We start from the raw sequence: 23,182 nt of genomic DNA, 5'->3' as shown, positions 1-23,182 counted from the left end.
TGGGGGTCGGCTGTCACGAAAACAGGCTGCCGAAAATTTTGAACAGGTTCAGGCGCTGGAGGTCATTCCATGTGGCGAACAGCATGAAACCCAACAGCAAAGCAAGACCGAGCCGATAACCGAGCCCCTGAATTCGCGCGGCCATTGGTCGCCGGGCCACAGCCTCGTAGGCGTAGAACACCAGGTGGCCGCCATCCAACACGGGGACGGGCAACAGATTCATGAAGCCGATCCCGACCGAGATGGCCGCCGCGAGGCTGAGCAGGGCGACGAAACCGCCAAGCAGCTGCAGTTGCAAATTTGGCGCTCCGGCGGAGCCCGCCCTGGCCACGGCGTCCGCCGTGGACGCGATTCGAATCGGTCCGCCCAGGGCGTCGCCAGACTCCCGCCCCGTCGCCAGGCGGCTCAGATACAGCACCGTGGTGTCGACGATGCCCCAGGTGCGCTCCACGCCCTTGCCCACCGCCTGTAGGGGCGGGTAGCGGCGCCGGCTGACGTCATGGGGGTCCCGCGAGCCGCCGATGCCGAGAAAGCCCATCCTGTAGCTCGAGCCGGTCAAGGGGTCGGTCTGCGCGCGGCGTTCAGGCGTGGCGACGAGATCGACGCTCTGGCCGGCGCGCTGGACCACGAAGCGGATCGGCTCGTTGCTGCGCAGGGTGACGAAGGACTTGAAATCGAAGAAGTCGGAGACCCGACGCCCATCCGCCGAGACGATCAGGTCCCCGGTATGGAAACCCGCGCGGGCCGCTGGGCTGTTGGGCTCCACGGCGCCGACGCGCGGGGCCACAATGGTCTCGCCCACAGCGCTAAGCAGGACGGTGAACAGCGCGATCGACAGCAGGAAGTTCGCCGCCGGCCCCGCCACCACCACCAGCGCCCGAACCCAGACCGGCTTGAAATGGAAGTATTGCTTCTCCGCCCCGACGCCCTGCTCCAGGATGATGCGTCGTTTCAGATCGGCCAGGCTGTCCCCGTCCGGGACGGTGGAGCTGGCGTCGCCGTCGCCCTTGAAGCGTACGTAGCCGCCTAGCGGAATCCAGCCGACCCGCCATTCCACCCCGCTCCGATCGGTCCAACGAACGATCGAAGGCCCGAAACCGATGGAAAAGCGGTCCACCGCCACGCCCAGCATCCTGGCGACCCAGAAATGGCCCAGCTCGTGGATCGTCACCACCAGGGTGAGCACGAAAAGGAAGGGGACCACAAAGGTCACGGCGTTGACGGCGAAGGCGATCATGTCTGCGGCCCCGGAATTCTCAATGGACTAACACCGTCCGACTGAGCAAGCCCGAGGCCACCTTCCGCGCCGCGCCGTCCACATCCATCGCCGCCTCGACCGGATCGTTGCGAGACGAGACCAGCTCGCCGCTGCGATCCATGGCGTGCAGGGTCTCCTCGACCACGCGGGCGATGTCGAGGAACCCGATCTCACGGCCGAGGAAGGCCGCCACGGCCGTCTCGTTGGCCGCGTTGAAGGCCGCCGGAGCGCCACCGCCTTTGCGCATGGCTTCGCGCGCCAAGCAAAGCGCCGGGAAGCGCTCCAGGTCCGGCGCCTCGAACGTCAGCGAGCCGACGGCGGCCAGGTCCAGCCCCGGCGCGGGCCAGGGCAGCCGATCGGGCCACGCATAGGCGCAGGCGATCGGCGCGCGCATGTCCGGCGGGCCGAGCTGGGCCAGGGTCGACCCGTCGCTATATTCCACCAAGCTGTGGACCACGGACTGCGGATGCACGATCACGTCGATCTTGGTCTCCGGCATGGCGAACAGGTACGAGGCCTCGATCATCTCGAGGCCTTTGTTCATCATGGTGGCCGAATCGACCGAAATCTTGGCGCCCATGTCCCAATTCGGATGAGCCACAGCTTGCTCGCGCGTGGCCTCCCCCATCTGCTGACGCGTCCAGGTGCGGAACGGGCCGCCGGACGCGGTCAGGATCAGCCGCTTCACCTTGTCCGCACACGGCGCCTGGAGCACCTGGAAGATGGCGGAGTGTTCGCTGTCGACCGGCACCACGGCGCCGCCAGCGGCCTTGGCGGCGGCGAGCAGGGCGGGACCAGCGCAGACCAGACTTTCCTTATTGGCCAAGGCGATAACAGCCCCCGAACGCGCTGCGGCCAGGGTCGGACGCAGCCCTGCGGCGCCGACGATGGCGGCCATGACCCACTCGACGCCCACCCCGGCGGAGGCTACCGCATCGGCGCCGGCGGCGGTCTTCAGCCCCGTTCCGCTCAGCCGATCCTGCAGATCCTTGTGCAGGCTTTCGTCCGCGATCACCGTGAGTTCGGGACGCCATTTGAGGGCCTGTTCGGCCAGAAGTGCGACGTTTCGCCCCGCCGTCAGCGCGCGGATCGAAACCTCGGCCCCCTCGGCCTTATCCAGCAGGTCCAGGGTGGAGACGCCGACGGACCCGGTGGAGCCCAGAACTGTAATCGTACGCGGGGGCATCAGGAAAAGGCTCCGTAACGGCCGGCAAGGCGAACAGCGGCCATGGCCACTGTGGCGAACATCAGCCCGTCGACTCGGTCGAGCAGGCCGCCATGACCGGGGATTATACTGCCGGAATCCTTCACGCCGAACCGGCGCTTGATCATGGACTCGCAGAGGTCGCCGGCCATGGTGGCCAAACCCACGATCAGGCCGGCCAGCCATGCCCAGGCTACCACAGGTCCGCCTTGGCGACCCAGGCAAAGGGCCACAGCCTCTGCGACGGCCATGGCGGCGGCGAGGCCGGTAAAGAAACCCGACCAGGTCTTGTTGGGCGAGATGCGCGGCCAGAGCTTGGGTCCGCGAAAGAGGTTGCCGCCGAGGAAGGCGCCGATGTCGGCCGCCCAGGTGACGGCCAGCAGCGACAACACCCAGCCTCGCCCGCTGTCGCCGCTGCGCAGCCACAGCAGCGCCACGGTGGGCGCGCCCAGATACAGCACCCCAAAGCCCTCGTCCGCCGCCCGGTCGCCGAGCTTGCGCAACGCCGCCATCCCGACCGCCACCCAGGCGCCGAGACAGATCACCAGCCAGGCGCTCTTGAAATAGCCCAGGTCCACGGTGATCGCGGACAGCAGCATGATCAGGGCCATGGTCACGGCGGCCTGGATCGGATGCTGGGGCGCGCTCATCGTGCCCCACTCCAGCGCCAGCAGCGCGACGGCGATCCAGACCCCCACCAGGAAGGCGACGCCGCCATACCAGACAGCGATCAGGGCGAGCGGCGCCAGGACCGCCGCCGACACCGCCCTAACCCTGAGGTTCGACCAATCGAAGCGCCTAGCCTGCCGCAAGGACGTCATCGACCTCGGCTCCGCCATAACGGCGTTCGCGGGCCTGGTACTCGGCGATGGCGGCGCCCAGCGCCTCGGGACCATAGTCGGGCCAGAGCACGTCCTGGAACACCAGCTCGGCGTAGGCGGCTTCCCAGAGCAGAAAGTTGGACAGCCGGCGCTCGCCGGAGGTGCGGATGATCAGATCGACCGGCGGCCCCTCGGCGGTGGACAGATAGCGCTGGAACAGGGCCTCCGCATCGCCGTCGTCGGCGGGCGTTTCACCCGACAGCACGGCGGCGGCGTAGCGCCGGGCGGCGTCGGCGATATCGGCCCGGCCACCATAATTGAAGGCCACTTGCAGATGGAAGCGGTCGTTGTGGCGGGTGCTGCTCTCCGCCCGGTCGATCACATCCAGGATGTCGCGGGTGAGGTTGTCGCGGCGGCCGATCACGTGCACCCGCACGCCCTCGCGCGCCAGGCGATCGAGATCGCTGGATACGTAGGCCTTCATCAGCTTCATCAGCTCGGAGACCTCGGTCGCCGGACGTCGCCAGTTCTCGGTGGAAAAGCCGAACACGGTCAGCCACTGCACGCCGTAATCCGGCGCGGCCTCCACCGTGCGCTTGAGCGCATTCACGCCCGCGCGATGGCCGAACGTGCGTGGCAACCCACGCGCCTTGGCCCAGCGGCCATTGCCATCCATGATGATGGCGACATGGCGCGCGGCGTCCGACTCGACCGTATGAACCGGTTTAGGCGACATGAACGCTCTCTTCTTGCCCCCGCGTTCCGCCGCCGCCCTCGGTCATTAAACCTGCATGATCTCTTGTTCTTTGTTTTTCAAGGCGTCGTCGATGCGCTTCACCGCCGCGTCGGTGAACCCCTGCACGTCCTCGCCGCCCTTCTTGCTCTCGTCCTCCGAGATGGCCCCGTCCTTCTGGGCCTTCTTCAGGTCCTCCATGGCGTCGCGGCGCACGTTGCGCACGGCCACGCGCTGCTGCTCGGCGTACTTGCCGGCCAGCTTGACCAGATCGCGCCTGCGTTCCTCGGTGAGAGGCGGGACGGGGATGCGCAGGGTCTGGCCATCGGTAATCGGGTTCAGGCCCAGGCCCGCGTTGCGGATCGCCTTCTCGGTCGGGATCACCAGGCCCTTGTCCCAGACGCTGACGGTGATCATCCGCGGCTCGGGCACGCTGATCGAGCCCACCGAAGTCAGCGGCATGGTCGAGCCATAGGCCTCGACCATCACCGGCTCGAGCAGGCCGGCGTTGGCGCGCCCGGTGCGCAGGCCGCCGAACTCCTCTTTCAGGGCGTCGACCGCCTTGTCCATGCGATCGCGGAAACTGGTCAGATCGGGCTTGCTCATCGTCTCGTTCGTCTCAGGTCGCCGTGGGCGGCTGTTCGGTGATCACCGTATGCACGCCGTCGCCCGTCAGCACATCCATCAAGGCGCCGGGGCGTCGGATCGAGAACACGATGATCGGTATGCCGTTCTCCCGCATCAGGCTGATCGCCGATGCGTCCATCACCTTAAGGTCCTGGGCCAGGACCTCAAGATAGGTCAGCCGGTCGTAACGCACCGCATTGGGGTCGCGCTTGGGATCGGCGGTGTAGACTCCATCGACGCTGGTGCCCTTCATCAGCACGTCGCAGCCGATCTCGGCGGCGCGCAGGGCTGCGGCGGTGTCGGTGGTGAAGAAGGGATTGCCGGTGCCGGCGGCGAAGATCACCACCCTGCCCTTCTCCAGGTGCCGCAGCGCGCGACGCCGGATGTAGGGCTCGCACACCGAGGCCATGGGGATGGCGGACTGGACCCGGGTCTCGACCCCGTGGCGCTCCAGGGCGTTCTGCACGGCGAGCGCGTTCATCACCGTGGCCAGCATGCCCATATAGTCGGCGCTGGCCCGCTCCATGCCCTTGGCGGCGCCCGACAGGCCGCGGAAGATGTTGCCGCCGCCGATGACCAGGCAGAGCTCCACGCCCAGAGCCACGATCTCGGCCACCTCGCGGGCCACCGCATCCACGGTGTTCATGTCGATGCCATAGGGCGTATCGCCCATCAGCACCTCGCCCGACACCTTGAGCAGGACCTTCTTGTAGCGCGAACGGGGAGCGCCGGGCGATGGCGCGGCTGGCGAAACAAGAGTCATGGGCAGGCCGCTTCAACGCCGCGGAATCGGCAGGTGGAAACTACATTACGCCCGCCGGGGCGCACGCGAAAAGTGGACGTGCGAGCCGACCCGCCCATTTTGCGAGGGGATGACCGGATCGCAGCGACCTGGGGCTTTCTACAGGCAACTCTCCCCGCAGCGATAGACGCGCGGGGACGGAACCCCAGGCAGGCGCAAAGAATTTTGCAGCGGGACGGCCTTGGCGGGCGGCGACCCAAGGATGGAGCGGGACCTTGACCGAGCTCAACACCGACATCCTCGAAATCCACTATGAGGACGGCGGCGCCGTTTCCGATCCGGCGATCCTGCTCCTGCACGGCTGGCCAGACGACGTGCGGGGCTGGCGGGAGGTCGCGCCCCGCCTTCGGGCCATGGGCTATCGGACGATAACGCCCTACTTGCGCGGCTTCGGCCCGACGCGGTTTCTTTCCCCGGACACGATCCGGGACGGTCGTGGCGTGGCGCTGGCGCAGGACGCGCTCGACCTCATGGACGGCCTGGGCGTCCAGCGTTTCGCCATCGTGGGTCACGACTGGGGCGCCCGCGCCGCCTATAGCCTGGCCGCCCTGTTCCCCCATCGCGTGACCCATGTGGTCGGAGCGGCCCTGGCGTTCCAGCCCGGAGCCGCCTTCAGGACCTCCACCTTCTCCCAGGCGCGAAGCTTCTGGTATCAATGGTTCATGTCGGTCGACGCGGGGGCCGCGGCGGTGAAGGCCGACCCCAGGGGCTTCGCCCGCCTCCAGTGGGAGACCTGGAGCCCACGGGGTTGGTTCGACACGGCCGAGTTTGAGGAAACCGCCAGGAGCTTCGACAATCCGGACTGGGTCGCGGTCACCCTGAGCGGCTATCGCTCACGTTGGACCCGCCAGCAGGTCGATCCCCGCTACGAAGCGCTGCAACAGCGGCTGACCGGCGTCTATCGCCTGGCCACTCCGACCCTGATGATCCAGGGCGGTGCGGACTTCTGTGACGAGCCTGCCGGCTCGGAAGGCATGGAGGACTGCTTCACCGCCGGCTACCAGCGCCTGCTGCTCGACGGGATCGGTCATTTCCCACCTCGGGAAGCGCCGGGCGAGGTCGCTGAAGCGGTCCACGCCTTCATCAAGGGGTGTGACGCCCGAACCTGACCGGTGTCGGCCACCGAATGGAGGCTGCTTTGGCCAGGGGCCCAAACGAAAACGCGCTCCCACAAGGGGAGCGCGTTCCGAATACGTTCGTAAAAGACGCTTAGGCTTGGCCGGTCAGGGCGGCGACTTCGCCGGCGAAGTCATCCGGGGTCTTCTGCACACCTTCGCCCAACGCCAACCGGATGAAGCCGGTGAGCTGGATCGGGGCGCCCAGCGCCTTGGCCTGTTCGGCCAGGAGCTGCTCGATGGTCTGGTCCGGGTTCATGACGAAGGCCTGCTTCAGCAGCACGACTTCCTCGTAGAACTTGCGGATACGGCCCTCGACCATCTTCTCGATCACGCCGGCAGGCTTGCCAGACTGTTCGGCCTGCTCGGTGAAGATGGCGCGCTCACGCACCACCGCAGCCGGATCGATGTCCTCGACCGACAGCGATAGGGGCGAGGTGGCGGCGATGTGCATGCCGATCTTGCGGCCGAGTTCGGTCAGCTTGGCCTTGTCTCCGGCCGAGGATTGCAGCGCGACCAGCACGCCGATCCGGCCGAGGTCCGGCGAAACCGCATTGTGGACATAGGCCGCGACCACGCCCTCGGAGACCACGAAGCGGGCCATGCGGCGCGCGGTCATGTTCTCGCCGATGGTGGCGATCAGGCCGGTGAGCAGTTCGCCCACGGTCTCGCCGCCGTCGACCTTGGCGTCGACCAGCTTGTCCACGCCGCCGTCCACGTCGAGCGCGGTCTTGGCGATGGCGCGGGCCGCAGCCTGGAACTTGTCGTTGCGGGCCACGAAATCGGTCTCGGCGTTCACCTCGACCACGGCGCCGATCATGCCCTTGCCGTCGTCGCGCAGGGCCACGGCCACGAGGCCTTCGGCGGCGATGCGGTCAGCCTTCTTGGCGGCCTTGGACAGGCCCTTGGTGCGCAGCCAGTCCATGGCGGCTTCGATGTCGCCGCCGGTTTCGACGAGCGCTTTCTTGCAGTCCATCATGCCCACGCCGGACTTTTCGCGCAGGTCCTTAACGAGCGCAGCCGTGATTTCGGCCATGGCTCTCTCCTCTAGAAATGTTCAAACGAATCTATGCAGCCCCACCAGCTTAGCGGGGCTGCATGTCGAAACCGTCTCAGCCGCAGCCTTACACGCTGCGGAACGAGGACGTCAGGCCGAAGCCGGCTCGCTCGCCGCCGCGTCCAGGGCTTCCCCGGTCGCCTCGGCCGGAGCTTCCTCGACCGCCACAGGCTCAACCGCAACGGGCTCGGCCTTCACAGGCTCGGGCGTCGGGGTCTCGCGCAGGGCGGGCTCGGCCGCGGGCGTTTCCATCGCGCCCAGGTCCATGCCCGACGCCGACTGGCCAGCCGCCAGGCCGTCCAGCACCGAATCGGCCACCAGGTCGCAATAGAGCTGCAGCGCGCGGGCCGCGTCGTCGTTGCCCGGCACCGGATAGGCGACGCCGTCCGGATCGGAGTTGGTGTCCAGGATGGCCACGACCGGGATGTTGAGCTTGCGCGCTTCCTGGATGGCGATCGACTCCTTGTTGGTGTCGATCACGAACATCAGGTCGGGGATGCCGCCCATGTCCTTGATGCCGCCCAGCGACAGCTCGAGCTTCTCGCGCTCGCGGGTCAGGGTCAGCAGCTCCTTCTTGGAGCGCCCCTCGCCGCCGGTCTCCATCAGCACTTCCAGTTCCCGCAGGCGCTGGATCGAGCCGGAGATGGTGCGCCAGTTGGTGAGCGTGCCGCCCAGCCAACGGTGGTTGACGTAGTATTGGGCGCAGCGCTTGGCCGCGATCGACACCGGATCCTGCGCCTGGCGCTTGGTGCCCACGAACAGCACGCGACCGCCGCCGGCCGCCACTTCGCGCACCTTGAGCAGCGCCTGGTGCAGCAGCGGGATCGACTGCGACAGGTCGATGATATGGATGTTGGAGCGCGAGCCGAAGATGTAGCGCTCCATCTTCGGGTTCCAGCGGTGGGTCTGGTGGCCGAAGTGGGCGCCCGCTTCGAGCAGTTGGCGCATATTGAATTCAGGCAGAGCCATGATGTCGGTTTCCTATTTCCGGTAGGCCTCCGCAGACAAGATCGCCCTTTCGAGCGCCGGAAGCGACTGGACGGCTTGTGGCCGCCAACCGCACGTCTGCGTGTGGGATGCAGCGGGAGATAGGCAAAACCGAGCGAAATATCAAGCGTCGTGAGCATTCGGGAGTGTTGCGGGGGTAGATCTCGGTGAAAGACGGTGAAAGGCCGAGTCCTCCCGCTCCCCTCCTAACCCCTAAGCATCCTCCAGATACAGCACCCCCGGCGCAGTCTTCAGCGCACCCCGCAGCGCCGCGTTGAGCGTAAAGCGCCCTGGCAGCTTCATCTCCACTTCCGCGCCGCTCGGGACGGTGGCGACGATGGACACTTCCCCGCCCCGCTCCGACCCGGCGCCCGCGCCCTGTAGCCGCTTCTTCAGCGCCTCCACCACCGCCTGTTCCGGTGAGACGAACACGCGCAAAGCCGAGGTCGAGTTGGCGACCACCGAATCCAGACTTTCCGCGTCGTCGCCGAAGAAGCGCACCTCGCCGTCGCGGCCCTTGCAGCGGACCTTGATCATCACCGAACGACCCGGCTCGAGCAGTTCGCGGCACTTGCGCAAGCTTTCGGGCGGGAACAGCACGTCGAACTCGCCGGTCGGGTCGGACAGGGTGACGAAGGCGAACTTCTCGCCGGACTTGGACGGCTTCTCCTGCTTGCGGCGCACCACGCCGGCCATGCGGAACGCCTCGTGGCCGGCCTCCGCCAGCTGGGTCGCCTCGGCCATCAGCACCGCCCGCTTGCGACGCAACAGCTCGGACAGCGCCTCGAGCGGATGGCCGCTGAGATAGAAGCCAACGGCCGCCAGTTCCTCGTCGAGCTGCTGGGCGTGGGGCCAGGGCTCTTCCGTCCGCAGCCGTGGCCGCGAGGCGGCGACGTCGCCGCCGAACAGGTTGACCTGGGCGGCGTCGCGCTCGGCGGTCATGCTCTGGGCGTAGGCGATCAGCACGTCGGCGCAGGCCACGATCTGGGCCCGGTTGGGATGCAGGCTGTCGAAGGCGCCGGCGCGGGCCAGGTTCTCCAGCGCTCGCTTGTTCAGCGAGCGGGTGTCGATCCGCTCCAGGAAGTCGAACAGGTCGGTGAACTTGCCGCCCGCCTCGCGCACCTCCACCACGTGCTGCATGGCGGTCACGCCGACGTTGCGCACCGCGCCCAGCGCATAGAGCACCTCGCCATCCTCGACCTCGAAGTCGGCGCCGGAGCGGTTGATGTCGGGCTGACGCACCTTAACGTCAAAGCGGCGGGCGTCCTGATAGAAGATCGCCAGCCGATCGGTGTTGGAGATATCCAGGCTCATCGAGGCGGCGAAGAACTCCACCGGGGTGTTCGCCTTCAGCCACGCGGTCTGGTAGCTGATCAGCGCGTAGGCCGCCGCGTGGCTCTTGTTGAAGCCATAGCCGGCGAACTTGGCCACCAGTTCGAAGATCGACTTGGCCTGGTTCGGATCGACGCCCTTTTCCGCCGCACCCTGGGCGAAACGGAGCATCTGGGCGTCCATTTCCTCCTTCTTCTTCTTGCCCATGGCGCGGCGCAGCAGGTCGGCCTCGCCAAGCGAGTAGCCGGACAGGATCTGGGCGATCTGCATCACCTGTTCCTGGTAGATGATGACGCCGTAGGTCTCCTTGAGCACCGGCTCCAGGGCGGGGTGGAGCATGTCCGGCTCCTTGCGCCCGTGCTTGCAGTCCACATAGAGCGGGATGTTGTCCATCGGGCCCGGCCGATAGAGCGCGCCCAGCGCGGTGATGTCCTCGATCACGCTCGGCTGGAGCTTGCGCAGCGCATCGCGCATGCCCTGGCTTTCGAACTGGAACACCCCCACCGTCTGGCCGGAGCTGAACAGCTCGTAGCTCGGCGCGTCGTCGAGCGCCAAGGCGTCCAGGTCCAGCGGCACGCCCCGCTTCTTCAGGTGGTGCACCGCCCGGTCGAGCACGGTCAAGGTCTTGAGCCCGAGGAAGTCGAACTTCACCAGCCCGGCGGATTCCACCCACTTCATGTTGAACTGGGTGGCGGGGATGTCGGAGCGCGGGTCGCGGTAGAGCGGAGCCAGCTGGGTCAGCGGCCGGTCGCCGATGACGATGCCGGCGGCGTGGGTCGAGGCGTTGCGGTACAGCCCCTCCAGCTTCAGCGCCACGTCGAGCAGGGCGGCGACCGAGGCGTCGTCGCGGCGCGCCTGCTGCAGTCTCGGTTCGATCTCCAGCGCCTGGGCCAGCGTCACCGGGTTGGCGGGGTTGGCCGGCACCATCTTGGCCAGCCGGTCCACCAGGCCTAGCGGCAACTGCATCACCCGGCCGACGTCGCGCAGCACCGCGCGGGCCTGGAGCGTGCCGAAGGTGATGATCTGGGCCACCCGGTCCACGCCATACTTCTGCTGGACGTAGGTGATGACCTGGTCGCGCCGCTCCTGGCAGAAGTCGATGTCGAAGTCGGGCATCGACACCCGCTCCGGATTGAGGAACCGTTCGAACAGCAGGCCGAACCGCAGGGGATCCAGGTTGGTGATGGTCAGCGCATAGGCCACCAGCGAGCCCGCGCCCGAACCGCGGCCCGGTCCCACCGGGATGCCGTGCGCCTTGGACCACTTGATGAAGTCCGACACGATCAGGAAGTAGCCGGGGAAACCCATCTGCTGGATGATCCCGATCTCGCGCTCCAGCCGCGCCCAGTAGTCCTCCAACGGCGCCGCCGGCGGATGGGCCTCCAGCCGCATCTTCAGGCCTTCGCGCGCCTGGTGGGCGAGTTCCTCGTTTTCGGAGCGGCCCGCCCCGGTGTCGAAGCGCGGCAGGATCGGATCGCGCTTGGAGACCAGGAAGGCGCACCGCCTGGCGATGTCGAGGGTGTTGTCGCAAGCCTCGGGCAGGTCGGCGAAGGTCTCGCGCATGGCGCTAGCGGACTTGAACCAGTGCTGGCCAGTGACCGTGCGCCGCTCGGTCTCGCCCAGGAACGAACCGTCGGCCACGCACAGCAGGGCGTCGTGCGCCTCGTGCATGCTGGGCTCGGGATAGTAGACGTCGTTGGTGGCCACCAGCGGCGCGTCGTTGGCGTAGGCCCACTCCACCAGTCCGCGTTCGGCCGCGGATTCCGCCGGCAGGCCGTGACGCTGAAGTTCGACGTAGAAGCGGTCGCCAAACACCGCATGCATCTGCGCCAGGGCCGCATCGCCCTCGGGCCGCTTGCCGGCCGCGTAGAGTGGATTGGCCGGACCGTCCGGGCCGCCCGACAGCAGGATCAGCCCCTCGGCGTGCGCCTCGACCGCCGACCAGGGCACGCAGGGCTCTTCGCCCACGCTGTCGAGGAAGGCCATGGACGACAGGGCCGTGAGGTTCAGCCACCCCGTCTCGTCCTGGGCCAGCAGCACCACGGTCGGGCAGCGCGCCCAGCGCTCCGGCGGTCCCTCGCCGATGCCCGACACCGGCAGGGCGCAGCCGATGATCGGCTGGACGCCCTTGTCCTTCATGTATTGGGAATATTCGAGCGCCCCAAACAGGTTGGCCCGGTCGGTCAAGCCGGCGGCCGGCATTCCGTTCTTGGCCGCCAGAGTGGCGATCTCACCGGCCTTGATGGCGCCTTCGAGCAGGGAGTAGGCCGAGCGCACCCGCAGGTGCACAAACGCGTGGCCGGCGGCGTCCTGAGCGGCGCCTGGACCCGATCCCTGCTGCTCGCCCATCGCCGTCTCCGAACCTCAGGCGGCGCGACTCACCGCACGAACTGAACCGCCGCGCATACCATCCAGACGAAGCCGCCGACGGACGCAAGCGCCATCGAGTCGCGAGCTAAACGGATCATAGCGAACCCCTCAAAGTTGCGGGTTTGTTCTTATTCCTGTTTTGTTCCACTTTCAACCCTCTTTCGCGCTCGAGACAAGCTGAGCAATAGGCATGCCGGCCAGAAGGGCAGGAAATTCAATTTATTAGCTTGAGCGCGCGGTCTGGCACGGCGGCGCTTGCCGCATCCCTCCGGCAGAAACCGCCCCACGCCGGCCTTGCAAGCCCCTCTCACGCCGCCGATGAGTGCGGAAATGTACAAGGTGGTGGAACAGTACGACGGGGCGATCTGGGCTCAGGCCTTCGATGACGTCATCGACGTGCGCAGCCCCTCCGAGTTCGCAATCGACCATGTTCCCGGCGCCATCAACCTGCCGGTCCTGGACGATGCGCAGCGAGCGGAGGTGGGGACGATCTATGTCCAGCAATCCAAGTTCCAGGCGCGACGGCTGGGCGCGGCGCTGATCGCGCAGAACATCGGCGCCCACCTCCACAACGTGCTGCACGACCGGCCGGCGAACTATCGGGTCCTGGTCTACTGCTGGCGCGGAGGGCAGCGGTCGGCGGCGATGGCGACCGTGCTGTCCCAGATCGGCTGGCGGACCACGACGCTGCAGGGCGGCTACGCCACCTATCGCCGCCAGGTGGTCGAAGCGATGTACGGCGCGCCCTGGCCCATTCGGGCGGTCTTGCTGTCGGGCCATACCGGCGCCGCCAAGACCGAGATCTTGCACCGGCTGGCGGCGCGCGGGATACAGACGCTGGACCTGGAGGGGCTGGCCCATCATCGTGGCTCGCTGTTCGGCGCGCGTCCCGGAAAGCCGCAACCGAGCCAGAAGCTGTTCGAAAGCTGGTTATGGGCGGCGCTCTCGCTGTTCGATCCCGCCCGCCCGGTGGTGATCGAGGCGGAATCCAGCAAGATCGGCGACCTGCTGATACCGCCCAGCCTGTGGAGCGTGATGCAGGACGCCCCCCGGATCGAACTGGAGGCGCCCGACCATGCGCGCGCCGACTACTTGGCCACGGCCTATGGCGACGTCACCGCCGATGTGGCCGCGCTGAATGCGCTGATCGACCGGCTTCCGGTCCATCTCGGCAAGGCGCAACGCGAGGGTTGGCGGGCCTTGCTGGCTCAGGGCGCCTGGACGGAGTTCGCGTTGTCGCTGATCCGCGAACACTACGATCCGGCCTATGGGCGCGCGGATCGGGATGGGCCCGCGCACCGGCGGCTGGCGACCATCGCGATGGCGGGGCTCGACGCGGCGCAGCAGAACGAGGCCGCGGATCGGATCGCGGAGGTGGTCGATATCTATGGGCGGGGATGTCCTGCGTCCTTCGAGACGCCCCTTCGGGGCTCCTCAGGATGACGAAGGTTTTTGCAGCCTACAAAGTCTCGTCATGCTGAGGAGCGGCGTCAGCCGCGTCTCGAAGCACGCAGGAACGGTCAGCCCCCGCCCCAACGGTTGATCTTTCCGGCCTCGATGCCGAACAGGTCCAGCGCCCGGACCACGGTGTGCTCGACCATGGCGTCCAGGCTGTCGGGGCGAGCGTAGAAGGCCGGCACGGGCGGGGCGACGATGGCGCCCATCTCGGTCACGGCCAGCATACTGCGCAAGTGGCCGGCGTGCAGGGGCGATTCCCGTACCAAGAGCACCACCCGGCGACGTTCCTTCAGCGCCACGTCGGCGGCGCGAGGCAACAGGGTCGAGGTGACGCCGGTGGCGATCTCCGACAGGCTGCGGATCGAGCATGGCGCGACCAGCATGCCCATGGTGGCGAAGGAGCCGCTGGAGATGGCGGCCCCGATGTCCTCGGCCTTGTAGACCTTGGTGGCCAGAGCCTCGACGGCGGCGACCTTCATGTCCATCTCGTGCGCCAGGGTGACCTGGGCGGCGCGGCTCATGACCAGGTGGCTCTCCACCCCCGCATCGCGCAGCAGTTGGAGCGCCTTGACGCCGTAGACGATGCCCGACGCCCCGGAAATCCCGACGACGAGCCGGTTGGAGCCAGCCATTATGTTTGTCCTGTTCGCGAGGGCGAAATGGTCGAGTATTCGAAAGGAAACAATCCGCCCACAAATTTTCTACCGGGCGGCCGCTTCCACCGCGCGCCTGGCCATGACGCCGATCAGGTGGGCGCGGTACTCGGGGGTGGCGGAGGGGTCGGCGTTCAGGCCCTCCTGCGAAATCTCGATATCCTGGATCGCCTCCACCGCGAAAGACCGGTCCAGCGCCTCTTCCATCTGCGGCAGGCGGAAGGCGCAGGGACCGGCGCCGGTGACCGCCACCCTCGCCTCGCCCTTGACCCTGGCCACGAACACCCCGACCGCCGCATAGCGCGAGGCAGGGTTGGGGAACTTGATGTAGGCGGCGCGCTCGGGCAGCGGGAAACGAATGGCCATGACGATCTCGCCCTGCTCAAGCGCGGTCGAGAACAATCCGGTGAAGAAGTCTTGTCCGTCGATCTCGCGCCGGTTGGTGATCACCGTCGCGCCCAGGCCCAGCACCGCGGCCGGATAGTCCGCCGCCGGGTCTGAGTTGGAGATTGAGCCGCCGATGGTGCCGCGATTGCGCACATGCGGGTCGCCGATACCCTCGGCCAGGTGCGCGATCACCGGCAGGAAGGCGTTGATCGAGGGCGAGCGCGCCACCTGCACGTGGCGCTTCATCGCCCCGATGGTCAGCGAGGACGGCCCCTCGGAGATGATCTGTAGGTCTTCCAGCCCGGCCAGGTCCACCAGCTGGGTCGGCTGGGCCAGGCGCTGCTTCAGGGTCGGCAGCAGGGTCATGCCGCCGGCGAGCGGACGGGCGTCCTCGTCGGCGTCCAGCAGGTCGACCGCTTCCCAGACCGTGTTCGGCTTGATGTATTCGAAGGCGTGCATGGCTCAGGCCGCCGTCTCTTGCGGACGCGGGTCCTTCGGCTCGCGCATGGCGGAGGCGGCCGCCTTCACCGCCCGCACGATGTTATGGTAGCCGGTGCAACGGCAGATGTTGCCTTCCAGCCAGTCGCGGATCTCGTGGTCGGTGGGATCGGCGTTCTCCAGCAGCAGCGCCGAGCCGCTCATGATCATGCCCGGCGTGCAGAAGCCGCACTGCAGGCCGTGGCAGTCGCGGAACGCCGCCTGGAGCGGGTGCAGGCCCTCGGCGTCGGGATGGGTGGCGGCCAGTCCCTCGATGGTGGTGATCTTCGCGCCGTTCATCTGCGCCGCCAGCGCCGTGCAGCTCTTGATCGAGCGGCCATCGGCATGGACCACGCAGGCCCCGCACTGGGTGGTGTCGCAGCCGACATGGGTGCCGGTCAGGCCCAGATATTCCCTCAGATAATGCACCAGCAGGGTGCGCGGCTCGACCTCGGCCGAGGTGGGCGCGCCGTTGACGGTGATCTCGACCTTGATCGGCATCAGGGTTTCATCTGCACGAAGCGGGCGGACAGGGCGGTGGCGGCGATATTGGCGGCGAGGCTGGCCTGGGCCTGACCGGAAAGCCCCGGCCCATGACGCATGTATTCCTTAACTGCGCGCACCGACTCCGGCGCATAGGCCAGGATGGTGTCGGTCAGGCGCTCGACCTCGGCGTCGAGATCGGCGGGAGCCACAACCTTGGTGACCAGCCCCCACTCCAGCGCCTGGGCGGCGGAGATCGGTTCGCGACTCAGCACCAGTTGGGCGATGGCCTTGTGGGGGATACGGCCCATCAAAGCGGTCATCACCAGGGTCGGCGGGATGTTGCGTTCCAGCTCGGGCACCGAGAACTCGGCGATGTCGGCGGCCACGGTGATATCGCTGGCGGCGACCAGGCCGCAGCCGTAGCCATGGGCGGCGCCCCTGACCACGCTCAGCACCGGCACCGGCACGTTGCGCAGCGCCTCGTAGACGCGCAGCGCCGGCTCCGCCACCTTCTGCTTCAGCTCCAACCCGCTGAGCACGGCGGTCCCGGGCTTGGGAACGAGCGACACCCGCCCCTTGCAGAAATCGTGGCCCTTGGCGCGGATACGCACCAGCTTGACGGCCGGGTCGAGGGCTGTGAGCGCCTCGGCCAGCTTGTCGCCCTCTTCGTTGGAGATCAGGTTGCCGCCCTCGGAGTCGTTCAGCACGACATCGAGCAGGGCGTCCCGGCGGATGAGCTCAACAACTTCGGTCATCGGTATCGCACTAGCCTTCGAGAGTGGACGCCTCCGGACGTGAGCCTGCGCCCATGTCCGAAGGCCTTGGATATAATCGCTGGGCTCGCCAAAGGTTACGGCGGCCGGCGCGGGTCTAGGCGAGGGCCTTGTGCAGGACGTCCAGGGAACGCGTCCGGGACTGCTCATGGCCCTTGGCGTCAAAGCCGGCCGGGCGGAACGCGTTGTAGAAACCGTGCCCCGCGCCCGGATAGACGTGCATCTCCATGCCGGGCTTGTCGGCGGCGACCTTGCCGATGGCGTCGCGGGTTTCCGCGGGGATATGGCTGTCGGCGTCGCCGAAGTGGAACAAGGTCGGACAGGACAGGCCGGCGATCTCGTCCAGGCTCTCGTTCAGGCGTACGCCGTAGAAGGAGACCACCGCATCGACGGCGCCGTCGCGGGCGGCGGCCTTCACCGCCACCTGGCCGCCCAGGCAGAAGCCGAGCACCGCAACCTTGCCGGTCCCCTCCGCCAGCTTGCGGCCGCCGGCGATGGCGGCGGCCGCGTCGGCCACGCCCTTGCCCAGGTCGAACTGTCCCCACGCCGCGCGCGCCTGCTGGAGGCCCGCGTCGTCGTAGCCAAGCTCGATGCCCGGCTGGATACGCCAGAACATGTCCGGGACCAGCGCCACAAAGCCCTCGGCGGCGAGATCGTCGGCGACCGAGCGCATCGCCGCATTCACCCCGAAGATTTCCTGCAGCACCACGACCACCGGACCGCGGCCGGACGCCGGCAGCGCCTTGTAGGCGCGCATGGACGTTTCGCCGTCCTTCACCAGGTCGATGAACTCACCCATGATCCTACTCCACAGCCTTGGGCCGGACCGGCGCGTCGGCGCGGCCAGCGATGTCGAAGAAACCTTCGGAGACCTGCATCGGCGCCTTCAGCCCCGCCTCGGCGGCGCGCAGGCGCATGTCACGAGCGAGCTGGCGCTTGGGCCCTTGCAGCCACTGGCGTTCATGGCCCCACAGACTAGGCCCGTCGTGCAGCACCTCGGCCCGCCAGTGCTCAGGGTCGATGGTGCGGCCGCCCCAGCCGTACTCGATCATGAAGCCCGAGGGCGTGGCGGCGTAGAACGAGGTCATGAAGTCGTTGGTGTGCCGGCCGAGCGTGACCGCCACCCTGCCCTCTTCGAGCTGGGCCCGGTCATAGGCCTGACCCACGTCGTCAAAGGCGTACAGCTCCACCATCACATGGTGCACCCCGGTGCGGCCGGCCTCGACCAGGGCCAGGCTGTGGTGGCGCGGATTGACGTGCATGAAGGTGGCGGCGAAGGGCTCGTCGGCGCTGTCGCTCAGCCGGAAACCAAGGATGTCCTCGTAGAAGGTCACCGACGGCGCGCTGTCGATGCAGGCGTAGACCATGTGGCCGAGGCCGCAGTCGCCGGTCTTGAAACCGCCGAGGGGCCTTGGGAAGTGCGGGGCGTCCCCGTCGCGATGGCCAAAGCACAGCTCCACCGGATTGCCGGCCGGATCGGCGAACGCATAGAGCCGCTCCACCCCGCGCGCCTGACAGGCGGCCATGTCGCCTTCCACCAGGGCCACGCCTGCGACCCGCAGCTTGTCCACCACGGCCGACAGGTCGGCGGCGGCGTCGAACTCCCACCCCGCCGTGACCGCGCCCTCCTGCGCGCTGGGTTCGACAGCGAAGCGGAACGGCTTGGCGTCCATGCGCAGGGCGAGACCGCCGCCCTCGGTTTCGCGGACATCCATCGCCATGACGTCCTTGGCGAAGCTCCGCCAGGCGTCGATCTTGGGCGAGCCCAGCACGACATAGGCCAGCCGCGAAGGCCTGGCCTGCCCCGAGACCGAGGTCGCCACGTCGCTCATGCCGCTTCGACCGTGGGCGCAGCATTCGCCTTAGGCGTCTTCTGAGCTTTGCGGGCCTCGTCGATGGTCTTCCAGATCTTCATCGGCGTGGCCGGCAGGTCGATATGCTCGATGCCGTAGGGACTGAGCGCGTCCACCACCGCGTTGATGATCACCGCCGTCGCAGGCGTGATGCCGCTCTCGCCGCCGCCTTTGACCCGCAGCGGATTGCCGGCGGTGGGGTCCTCGGTGAAGTCGATGTCGAAGTGGGGGAAGTGGTCGGCGCGCGGGACGCCGTAGTCCATGAACGAGCCGCCCAGCACCTGGCCCGTCGCCGGATCGACCTGGAAGTCCTCCATCAGCGCCTGGCCGACGCCCTGGGCGATGCCGCCGTGGACCTGGCCGTCCACGATCAGCGGATTGATCGGCTGGCCCACGTCGTCGATGGAGGTGTAGCGCACGATCTGGGTCACGCCGGTGTCGGGGTCGATCTCCAGCTCGCAGACAGCGCACCCGGTGGGATAGGCGGGCATACGACCGCTGAATTCTTTGGCCGAGGTCAGCATGGCCTGCGTGTCGAGCGCCGCCGCCTCGAAGATCGAATAGGCGCGGTTGGTGGAGGGGTGGGTGAACATCCCGTCCTCGAACACGATCTCCGATTCCGGCCGCTCGAAGGCGCGGGCCGCCAGCACGCGCGCCTGCGCCACGATGTCGGCGCACGCCTCGACCAGCAGCGTGCCGCCCAGCCGCATGCTGCGGTCGGAATGGGTGCCGCCGCCGACCGAGATGATGCGGGTGTCGCCGGTGACCAGGCGGATGGTCTTCATATCGACGCTGAGATGGTCGGCCACCACCTGGGCGAAGGTGGTTTCATGGCCCTGGCCGGTGGACTGGGTGCCGGCCATGATCTCCACCGTGCCGTCCATGCGCACATTGATAACGATGCGCTCGCGCGGCGCGCCCACCGGCGACTCCACATAGTTGGCCACCGCGATCCCGCGCAGCTTGCCCTGGGCCTCGCTGGCTTCGCGGCGGACGGGAAAGCCATCCCAGTCCGCCCGTTCCAGCGACTTCTTCATGTTGCCATGGAAATCGCCGGAATCGTAGGTCAGGCCCAGCGCATTGCGGTAAGGCAGCGCGCTCTTGGGGATCAGGTTGCGGCGACGAATCTCGATCCGGTCGATCTTCAGCGTCTTGGCCGCCGTGTCGAGCAGCCGCTCGATGACGTAGTGCGCCTCCGGCCGACCAGCGCCGCGGAAGGGGGCGGTCGGTGTGGTGTTGGTCAGCACGCCCACCGCGCGCACGGTGGCGGCCGGCACGGCGTAGGTGGTGGTGGTGACCCGGTAGTTGTTGGACACGGGCACGAACGAGACGGTGTGGCCGCCGATGTTGCCATAGACCTCGGTCTTCATCCCGAGAATCCTGCCCTTCTTGTCAAAGGCCATGGCCGCGCGGGTGGTCATGCCGCGCCCCTGGTAGTCGGTCAGGAAGGCTTCGCTGCGATCGGAGGTCCACTTCACCGGACGTCCTACCCGCTTCGCCGCCCAGGTCACCGCGAGCTGCTCGGCGTAGAGCGTGGTGCGCGGGCCGAAGCCGCCGCCGGTGTCGGGACAGACGACCTGGGTCCGGTCGATCGGCACGCCCAGCGACTGGGCCAGCTCGACCCGCTGGCGCACCGCGCCCTGGCTGCCGGCGATCAGGTGATAGACGTCCTCTTTCGCATCGTAGACGCCGATCGCCGATCGCGGCTCCATCTGGCAATTGATGATGCGGCTGTTGACGAAGGTCCGCTCGAGCACGAGGTGGGCGCCCTCGAACGCCTTGTCGGTCGCATCCTTGTCGCCGAAGCTCTGGTCGAAGCAGATGTTGCCCGGCGCTCCGTCCCAGATCTGCGGCGCGCCTTCGGCCATGGCGTCCAGCGTCACCACCACCGCCGGCAGGGGCTCATAGTCCACCACCACCAGATCGGCGGCGTCGCGGGCCTGGGCGTAGGTCTCGGCCAGGATCATGGCCACGGCCTCGCCGACGTGGCGGACCTTGTCTCGCACCATGGGCAGGTGCGGCGCGTCGAAGATCGGCGTCTCGGGCGTGGCCTTGAACGCCGGCAGCTTGGCGTCCACCGCGTCCGCCGGCACCGGGACATGGGACATCCCCTTGTGCCCGTCGGCCAGATAGTCGTCCACGGTCAGCACCGCGATCACGCCCGGCGCCACAGCAGCCGCGCTCACGTCGATGCGGTGGATCAGGGCGTGGGCGTAGGGCGCGCGCGCGAAACAGGCGAAGCAGGCGTTCGCGACCTTGATGTCGTCGGTATAGCGCCCGCGCCCGGTGACGAAGCGGAGGTCTTCCACACGCGGGATTGGCTTGCCGATGTAGCCGCCCATGGACGTCTCCTCAGGGCCTCGTCAGCTCTTTGCGCCCGCAGTGGGACCGCCCATCAGATAGCGGCCGTCCGCGTCGCGCCCGAGGCCGTGGGCGCGCAGCGTGTCCAGCTTACGAACGATCTCGCGCCCGTCCCGGCTCCCGGTCGCGGCCATCAGCTGCTCGAAGAACTTGGGCCCGTCCGCCAGGGCCGCCTCGATCGAGGCGAAACGCTCGCCCGGATAGGTCGGCGGGAACGGGGCCTGGCGCTCGAAGCTGCCGCCCTTGCCGAAGGGCCAGGTCAGGTCGAAGCCGCACTTGGACCCTAACCGGTCCTCGCCCAGCGAGGGGTCGAGCGGCAGGGCGCGGTAGCCGTCGCTGACCACCAGGTCGCGCGCCGGCTGGAACCGGGTCGCCAGCGCCCAGTCCATCTGCTGGTCGGAGAAGATGTCCACGTCGGGATCGACCACGAACACGTTCTTGACGTTGGCCAAGCTGGAGAAGGCCGCAGCGATCGCGTTGCGCGCCTCGCCCGGCACCCGCTGGCGCAGCGAGATGCGCACGTTGAACATGCCGCCGCTGGCCCCAGTCGCGTAGACCCCCAGCGGCTCGCGCACGGCGCCTTCCAGCGCGCGCCACACCATGGCTTCGGTGCGCAGCGCGATCAGCGGCGCGCTGTCGGTATAGCCCATGGTCCGGCCGCTGATGGTCATGGTCTGGAACATGGCGTCGCGGCGCTTGGTGATCGCGGTCAGGTGGAACACCGGATTGCGCTTGACCCCGCCGTAGTAGCCGAGGAACTCGCCGTACGGTCCTTCGGCCTCCACGTAGCCCTTCTCGCTCAGATAGCCTTCGAGCACGAACTCCGCGTCGGCGGGCACCATGATGTCGTTGGTCACACCCTTGACCACCGGCAGCGGGCCGTTGCGCAGCGAGGCGACGATGCCCAGCTCGTCCACCGGCAGGCGCAGCGTGGCGGCGATGTAGTCCAGCGGGTGGGCGCCGACCACGAAGCTGACCGGCAGGCGCTCGCCTCGCGCGAGGCTGGCCTCGTAGATGGCGCGAAGGTCGCTCGGCGACACCACATCAGCCCCGGCCTCATGCGGGCCGCGCAGCATCAGCCGGCGCACACCGACGTTCATCAGGCCGGTCTTGACGTCGCGCACATAGTCGATGGCGGCGGAGATGTAGGGCGCGCCGTCCAGGCCATGCTGGAAATTGACCGGGAGCTGGGTGAGATCGGCGTCCTCGCCGGTCAGCACCACTTCCTGGACCGGCGCCGCCTCGCGGGCGATCTCGACGATCTGGGGCTTGTGGCGCAGGCGCTCCAGCAGCTCGGACAGCATCTTATCCTGGGAGACACCCAGGGCGCGGGCGAGGCGCTCACGGCTGCCGACCACGTTGCCGACCAGTTCGGCGCCCTCGGGCCCGACCTTGCGGAACAGCACGGCGCGCGGATTGCCTTCGAGGCGGTCGGCCACATCGGCCAGGTCGACCTGCTCCTCGACGATCTCGAGTTCGTCGGTGCCCTCAAGCGTCTGGAGGAAGGTCCGCAGACGAAAGGCGTCGCAATCGATGGCTTGGCCATCCGGCTTGCCGCCCGTGTTAACGCCCATCACGTCCTCCCAGGACCTAAGCTTCCCAAAAATGGGTCGATTTGTTTAAATCAAATTCTGTTGTACGCGCTATCACCCGCCCAGAATCCTGTCAACAAACCCGCCTCGCGCGACGCGAGCCGCGCGGGCGTGGTTCTCGCGCACAATTCAAGAAATATCACGGCGCGACAGCGGCGAAGAGCAGAGCGATCGTCATTCCGGACAGCCATCGGATGGCGCCCGACGATCAAGGTCAGCCCGGGGCCTTGCCGCCCATCTGCTCGGTCAGGCTCTCCGAGGCGCTGCGCAACAGTCGCGCGGTGCGGCCGTTGAAGGCTGTGTCGATGCCGCCGCTGGGACCGATCACCGTGATCGCGCCGGCGAGCGTCCCGTCATGGGCCAGCACCGGCGCCGACAGGGCGGTGAAGCCGATGTTGAGCAGGCCGTCGGTGCGCGAGACGCCCCGCGCCTGGGTCTCGGCGATGACCTTGGCCAGCTCGGCCTCGGGGATATTGGCGCTGCGCGGATCGGTCCCTGCCCGCTCCTGCTCGACCACGACTGCGGTGACGGCGCGGGGCAGATAGGAAAGAAAGATGCGCCCCGTCGCGGTCGGGATCACCGGCAGTACGTAGCCGACCTGGAGCGACATCGGGATCGGCCGCGGCCCATCCACCCGCATGATGATGCAGGGGCCGCGGTTGCCCCAGACCGCCAGATAGCTCGCCTCGCCCGCCTCGTCGCTGAGGTCCTGCAGCGCCGCGCGGCCCAGCCGGCCGATGTCCAGCTTGCGCAGCGACGCCAGGCCGAGCTGGAGCGCATAGGGACCGAGGCTGTAACGCCCGCTGGCCTCCTCCTGCACCACCATGCCCACCCGC

At 67.9% G+C, this 23,182-nt stretch carries 21 protein-coding genes; 2 read left to right on the top strand and 19 right to left on the bottom strand.

Features of this window, described 5'->3' with window-relative positions; translation table 11 throughout:
• Nucleotides 1-13 precede the first annotated feature (13 nt).
• The 6 genes from GSQ87_RS18545 to pyrH are packed head-to-tail and all read right to left on the bottom strand — an operon-like array spanning nucleotide 14 to nucleotide 5,406.
• A complete protein-coding gene (locus GSQ87_RS18545; RefSeq protein ID WP_158917000.1) occupies nucleotides 14-1,237 on the bottom strand; it encodes an RIP metalloprotease in 1,224 nt (407 codons plus the stop codon).
• A 19-nt stretch (nucleotides 1,238-1,256) separates the two neighbouring features.
• Nucleotides 1,257-2,444 (bottom strand): 1-deoxy-D-xylulose-5-phosphate reductoisomerase, encoded by a 1,188-nt coding sequence (gene dxr, locus GSQ87_RS18540; RefSeq protein WP_158916998.1) that lies wholly within the window; start codon nucleotides 2,442-2,444, stop codon nucleotides 1,257-1,259.
• Nucleotides 2,444-3,283 (bottom strand): phosphatidate cytidylyltransferase, encoded by an 840-nt coding sequence (locus GSQ87_RS18535; protein WP_158916996.1) that lies wholly within the window; start codon nucleotides 3,281-3,283, stop codon nucleotides 2,444-2,446. Before GSQ87_RS18535 ends, dxr begins: the two co-directional genes overlap by 1 nt.
• Nucleotides 3,261-4,019 carry a polyprenyl diphosphate synthase gene (gene uppS / locus GSQ87_RS18530; RefSeq protein WP_158916994.1) on the bottom strand — a complete coding sequence of 253 codons (759 nt, stop codon included), beginning with the start codon at nucleotides 4,017-4,019 and terminating at the stop codon, nucleotides 3,261-3,263. The genes GSQ87_RS18535 and uppS overlap by 23 nt, the downstream gene beginning before the upstream one ends.
• Before the next feature lie 45 nt (nucleotides 4,020-4,064).
• A complete protein-coding gene (gene frr / locus GSQ87_RS18525; protein ID WP_158916992.1) occupies nucleotides 4,065-4,622 on the bottom strand; it encodes a ribosome recycling factor in 558 nt (185 codons plus the stop codon).
• Between the two features lie 13 nt (nucleotides 4,623-4,635).
• On the bottom strand, nucleotides 4,636-5,406 hold the full coding sequence (gene pyrH / locus GSQ87_RS18520; RefSeq protein ID WP_158916990.1) for a UMP kinase: 771 nt from the start codon (nucleotides 5,404-5,406) through the stop codon (nucleotides 4,636-4,638).
• 254 nt (nucleotides 5,407-5,660) lie between these two features.
• On the opposite strand from pyrH, the gene GSQ87_RS18515 reads away from it, so the two are divergent.
• Nucleotides 5,661-6,554 (top strand): alpha/beta fold hydrolase, encoded by an 894-nt coding sequence (locus GSQ87_RS18515; RefSeq protein ID WP_158916988.1) that lies wholly within the window; start codon nucleotides 5,661-5,663, stop codon nucleotides 6,552-6,554.
• Nucleotides 6,555-6,654: 100 nt separating this feature from the next.
• Here GSQ87_RS18515 and tsf read toward each other — a convergent pair whose 3' ends face one another.
• From tsf to sidA, 4 genes are all read right to left on the bottom strand, one after another.
• Nucleotides 6,655-7,596, bottom strand: a complete 942-nt coding sequence (tsf, locus tag GSQ87_RS18510; protein ID WP_158916986.1) for a translation elongation factor Ts — start codon at nucleotides 7,594-7,596, stop codon at nucleotides 6,655-6,657.
• Between the two features lie 111 nt (nucleotides 7,597-7,707).
• A complete protein-coding gene (rpsB, locus tag GSQ87_RS18505; RefSeq protein ID WP_158916984.1) occupies nucleotides 7,708-8,586 on the bottom strand; it encodes a 30S ribosomal protein S2 in 879 nt (292 codons plus the stop codon).
• A gap of 231 nt (nucleotides 8,587-8,817) precedes the next feature.
• Nucleotides 8,818-12,285: a DNA polymerase III subunit alpha gene (dnaE, locus tag GSQ87_RS18500; RefSeq protein ID WP_158916982.1), complete on the bottom strand. Its 3,468-nt coding sequence runs from the start codon at nucleotides 12,283-12,285 to the stop codon at nucleotides 8,818-8,820.
• A 29-nt stretch (nucleotides 12,286-12,314) separates the two neighbouring features.
• Nucleotides 12,315-12,404 carry a cell division inhibitor SidA gene (gene sidA, locus GSQ87_RS23185; RefSeq protein WP_158916980.1) on the bottom strand — a complete coding sequence of 30 codons (90 nt, stop codon included), beginning with the start codon at nucleotides 12,402-12,404 and terminating at the stop codon, nucleotides 12,315-12,317.
• Between the two features lie 232 nt (nucleotides 12,405-12,636).
• Here sidA and mnmH point away from each other — a divergent pair, with 232 nt between their 5' ends.
• On the top strand, nucleotides 12,637-13,749 hold the full coding sequence (gene mnmH / locus GSQ87_RS18490) for a tRNA 2-selenouridine(34) synthase MnmH (RefSeq protein WP_158916978.1): 1,113 nt from the start codon (nucleotides 12,637-12,639) through the stop codon (nucleotides 13,747-13,749).
• A 77-nt stretch (nucleotides 13,750-13,826) separates the two neighbouring features.
• Here mnmH and GSQ87_RS18485 read toward each other — a convergent pair whose 3' ends face one another.
• From GSQ87_RS18485 to GSQ87_RS18445, 9 genes are all read right to left on the bottom strand, one after another.
• The gene (locus GSQ87_RS18485) at nucleotides 13,827-14,396 is read right to left on the bottom strand and encodes a UbiX family flavin prenyltransferase (RefSeq protein ID WP_158916976.1); all 570 of its coding nucleotides are present in this window, start codon (nucleotides 14,394-14,396) and stop codon (nucleotides 13,827-13,829) included.
• Nucleotides 14,397-14,465: 69 nt separating this feature from the next.
• Complete coding sequence (locus tag GSQ87_RS18480) at nucleotides 14,466-15,263, bottom strand: xanthine dehydrogenase family protein subunit M (protein WP_158916974.1); 798 nt, start codon at nucleotides 15,261-15,263, stop codon at nucleotides 14,466-14,468.
• A 3-nt stretch (nucleotides 15,264-15,266) separates the two neighbouring features.
• A complete protein-coding gene (locus GSQ87_RS18475) occupies nucleotides 15,267-15,782 on the bottom strand; it encodes a (2Fe-2S)-binding protein (RefSeq protein WP_158916972.1) in 516 nt (171 codons plus the stop codon).
• Entirely contained in the window at nucleotides 15,782-16,522 is a 741-nt protein-coding gene (locus GSQ87_RS18470) for an enoyl-CoA hydratase/isomerase family protein (RefSeq protein WP_158916970.1), read from the bottom strand. Before GSQ87_RS18470 ends, GSQ87_RS18475 begins: the two co-directional genes overlap by 1 nt.
• 115 nt (nucleotides 16,523-16,637) lie before the next feature.
• Nucleotides 16,638-17,339 (bottom strand): dienelactone hydrolase family protein, encoded by a 702-nt coding sequence (locus GSQ87_RS18465; RefSeq protein WP_158916968.1) that lies wholly within the window; start codon nucleotides 17,337-17,339, stop codon nucleotides 16,638-16,640.
• A gap of 4 nt (nucleotides 17,340-17,343) precedes the next feature.
• Nucleotides 17,344-18,372: a VOC family protein gene (locus tag GSQ87_RS18460; RefSeq protein ID WP_158916966.1), complete on the bottom strand. Its 1,029-nt coding sequence runs from the start codon at nucleotides 18,370-18,372 to the stop codon at nucleotides 17,344-17,346.
• The gene (locus GSQ87_RS18455) at nucleotides 18,369-20,735 is read right to left on the bottom strand and encodes a xanthine dehydrogenase family protein molybdopterin-binding subunit (protein WP_158916964.1); all 2,367 of its coding nucleotides are present in this window, start codon (nucleotides 20,733-20,735) and stop codon (nucleotides 18,369-18,371) included. Before GSQ87_RS18455 ends, GSQ87_RS18460 begins: the two co-directional genes overlap by 4 nt.
• Nucleotides 20,736-20,756: 21 nt before the next feature.
• A complete protein-coding gene (locus GSQ87_RS18450) occupies nucleotides 20,757-22,328 on the bottom strand; it encodes a UbiD family decarboxylase (RefSeq protein WP_158916962.1) in 1,572 nt (523 codons plus the stop codon).
• Nucleotides 22,329-22,560: 232 nt separating this feature from the next.
• Nucleotides 22,561-23,182, bottom strand: a 622-nt coding sequence (locus GSQ87_RS18445) for an IclR family transcriptional regulator (RefSeq protein WP_158916960.1), incomplete at its 5' end; no start/stop codon positions are given.

The organism is Caulobacter sp. S45 (assembly GCF_009765965.1).
Lineage (GTDB): Bacteria > Pseudomonadota > Alphaproteobacteria > Caulobacterales > Caulobacteraceae > CAHJWH01.
This window is presented reverse-complemented; position numbering and strand designations above follow the sequence as displayed.